The sequence below is a fragment of the Bacillus sp. LL01 genome (assembly GCF_001037965.1).
Window position 1 is genome coordinate 1 of the sequence record NZ_LFEL01000273.1, and the last position, 3134, is coordinate 3134.

The following is a 3134-nucleotide window of genomic DNA, read 5'->3' on the forward strand; positions in this document are numbered from 1 at the left end:
TAGTGGTGATAGAATAAGGATTTTGAATAATCTACAGTCAGTGTTAGAAACAATACCAGAAGAGGGAAGAAATCAGGTCATTGTTGCTCACAGTTTTGCAGAAGGAATTAGTTTAGGTCAAATACCAAATATGGGGACAGTTATTGTAAAACCTAGAGGTATAGGAAATGGTTATGAAATAGTTGATCAATTATCTTTATCAGATTTAAGTACATTAGGTAATTAGAATAAGGTTGCTTTATCAGTAAAGCAAAGAGAACCCTACCAAAGTTAAGGGAGGTTTTTGAGTATTTATCCTAAAATAGTGTATTCCGGATAACAGGCGCCCAAATTGAAGTTATAAAACCTTTCCTAAGGGTATAGTTATCTTTACAGATGTGAAATGGAATAGGTGGAGGTAAGTATATGCGTTTTGGTGGGGTAGGATTAGTCATTTTAGCAGCAATTTTATGGGGACTTGCCGGTGGACTAGGTGGCTTCTTAATGGATAAAGGTTGGGATCCCCTGGTCATCTCCTTTTACAGGGGAGCAGTGGGTTTGGTATGCATTCTTATTTGGTTCTTGTTCCAGCCGACCCGGTGGAATAAGCCGCTACTATTCTGGTCTATTGTCGCAGGTATTGGAGTAGCAGGGAATTTTGTTTTTTACTTTATCAGTATCTCAGAGGGCAGTATTGCCGTAGCAGCAACATTGATGTACACTGCGCCCATTTTTGTTCTCCTTATCTCTTTTATATTTCGTCTTGAACAGGCGTCATTATTTAAATGGCTATCTATTGGTTTTGTGATGGTTGGAGTGGTATTGCTGACAGAGGTTTACAGCATTGGCTCTGATGGCATCTCGATGCTTGGACTTGTTACAGGCTTAGGCGCAGGGTTATCGTATGCATTGTTCATTTTTGGTTTTAAATATGCATCCCGCCATGGGCAGCCGCAAGGAATTTTAACGATTGCATTCCTTGCCTTTACGATCATAACGCTGCTTTTCATTGACCACGGTGAAGCCGTTTCCGTTTTTAACTCACCTGATTTATTCTGGATGATCCTTTTAGGAATTTTCGGAGCAGGCTTGTCATTCTTCTTGTATGTAGTTGGTTTGAAACGAACATCACCGACTTCAGCTTCGATCGTTGCAATGGTGGAACCGGTCACTGCGTCCCTATTTGGATTTATGATTCTAAGTGAACTGCTTACAATGACCCAGCTTGGAGGTATGGGAATCATCTTGGTGACAGTGACCATCTTAAGTGTGAAGCAGAGCTGAAAAAAGCACCGCTAGGTTTCACTAAAGCGGGATCCTTAAATGCAATAGAGGTTGAAGACCTAATCCCAGAAGAACTCAAGAACATCTCTCCATTAGTAGAAGAAGAGGTCTACAATATTCTTCAAAAGGGAAAAAAAAAGAGATGATTTAAGGAAATTAAGTGATAAACCAAGCTGTTGTAGGCAGACAGCTTGGTTTTTTATGTGAAAAGGTAGTAATGGGGCATCTATTCGAACATGTATATTGCTGATTCGGATAAGGTAGCGATTAATTTGTTCAAGTTTGCAATTAATTCGAGCAAACTCAGCAATAATTCGAGCAAATGGATCAATATATTGGAAAATATGTTAATTTAAATTAGATATGAATATGAAAGCCTTTGAAGTGAAAGGGTTGAGATCACTAATATGGGTTATACGTTAATGGCCTTATTATAAGCTATTTGGTATGTTGAAAAGCCCCTCTTTCTCCAGAGTGGCTTCGCAATCGTTAGTATATAAAACAAGAGAGGAGTGATGGTAGTTAGATAGGGTCAGTTTGCCTCATGGTTGGTGCCAACAAAACCCTGCCAGCTATCATTCTTAGGTGACGATTATACCTCTACTGCAACGATATCGTCACAACAGATTTTAATAATCCTCACTTTATCTTTTCTCTCACAGCGCTTGTGATGATGGTCGTTATGATCACTGCACTCAGCTCTTGCTAGAAAAACTAAATCGCCACGAGTATCAATAAACTCGCCCAATATACACCCGCCACCTTTTAGATACACCTTTACTTCTTCACCACGTGAGATATCTTTAAAAAAGGTATCGCAATTGCATCCATTGTTATCGCGTCCATAACCATAAGTACCCGAATTTCGACAACAGTTATTGTTCCACATTGTTTTTCCTCCTTTTATTTGGAAACTACACTTACACGAGTACTATATGTAAGAAAAGTAATTCWGCTTGGGTATGTACCAGTTATTCCTWGAATCGCTGGTGATTTTAGACTGCTGCCCCTCTAAAGTTTGTACTTGGAAGTGTTTTTAAGCCATAGTAGCTGGCTTTATTTTGATGAGACCAGCAGAATTGGTGTAGAAAGGCTCAATTAAAATCTTTTTCAATTCCACCCATTTCTTCAAAACTCCTCCCGTCACATCCATCAAAATCGCATTTTGCTCTAAGGGCAAAATGCGATTTTGGCCTCCTTACACCCTTTCATTTTGTCTATTTGCCAAGATGTCCTTTCTCTGACTGTGCGGTACGCTATGCCTATCAAATGAGAGGAGGCAAGCTACATGAAGGCGCATTTCCACACAGAAGAGGCATTTCGAAAAGCCGTGCAGCTACATCTAGCATTTTCTTCAAATCAGTTCACTAAGGGCGAGCGCATTGCACTGGATCAATTGATTCGCTCAAGCAGCAAAAATCGTGGTGTATCGGATGCGAGAATTTGTAAGATGGTTCAAGCCACGCATGACCGAAAAGGAGGGATTTCAAGATCGACCTTTGAACGCATGCTAAGGAAAGCTCAGAAGCTAGACATCATTGAGATCCATCACACGATTCGTAAAAAAGGAGGCAATGGACATAGTATTTACAGCTTCCAACCGTTCGATAGGGACTGAATGCTAGAATCTATAGGCCTCACCTATTCTCTTTATCACCTCATCATTGCTGTATCGACTCCCTACTCCCACAACTAACACACTAAATTCCAACCACCCAATCAAGGAGGATTCCGATGAATTACGAACAACAATTGAATGCATTTTATGATCAATTAGAAACCAAGCCGCTTAGCCCAGCTGGAATTGCCGTTTGGCATGCATTGATGCAGGTGTACAAAAAAACAGGGTGGAAGAATCCTTTTACAGTGGC

4 protein-coding genes and 1 pseudogene are annotated in these 3134 nt (G+C 40.3%); 3 read left to right on the forward strand and 2 right to left on the reverse strand.

The window, feature by feature from the left end:
- Positions 1–226 (forward strand): annotated as a pseudogene (locus AB685_RS29285) (histidine phosphatase family protein); the annotation flags it as partial.
- Between the two features lie 179 nt (positions 227–405).
- Entirely contained in the window at positions 406–1263 is an 858-nt protein-coding gene (locus AB685_RS29290) for an EamA family transporter (RefSeq protein ID WP_047974136.1), read from the forward strand.
- Between the two features lie 592 nt (positions 1264–1855).
- On the opposite strand, the gene AB685_RS29295 is transcribed toward AB685_RS29290, so the two are convergent.
- On the reverse strand, positions 1856–2152 hold the full coding sequence (locus AB685_RS29295; RefSeq protein WP_047974137.1) for a hypothetical protein: 297 nt from the start codon (positions 2150–2152) through the stop codon (positions 1856–1858).
- Between the two features lie 147 nt (positions 2153–2299).
- Entirely contained in the window at positions 2300–2443 is a 144-nt protein-coding gene (locus AB685_RS31585) for a hypothetical protein (protein WP_157860774.1), read from the reverse strand.
- Between the two features lie 108 nt (positions 2444–2551).
- On the opposite strand from AB685_RS31585, the gene AB685_RS29300 reads away from it, so the two are divergent.
- Entirely contained in the window at positions 2552–2881 is a 330-nt protein-coding gene (locus tag AB685_RS29300; protein ID WP_053074002.1) for a hypothetical protein, read from the forward strand.
- Positions 2882–3134 lie beyond the last annotated feature (253 nt).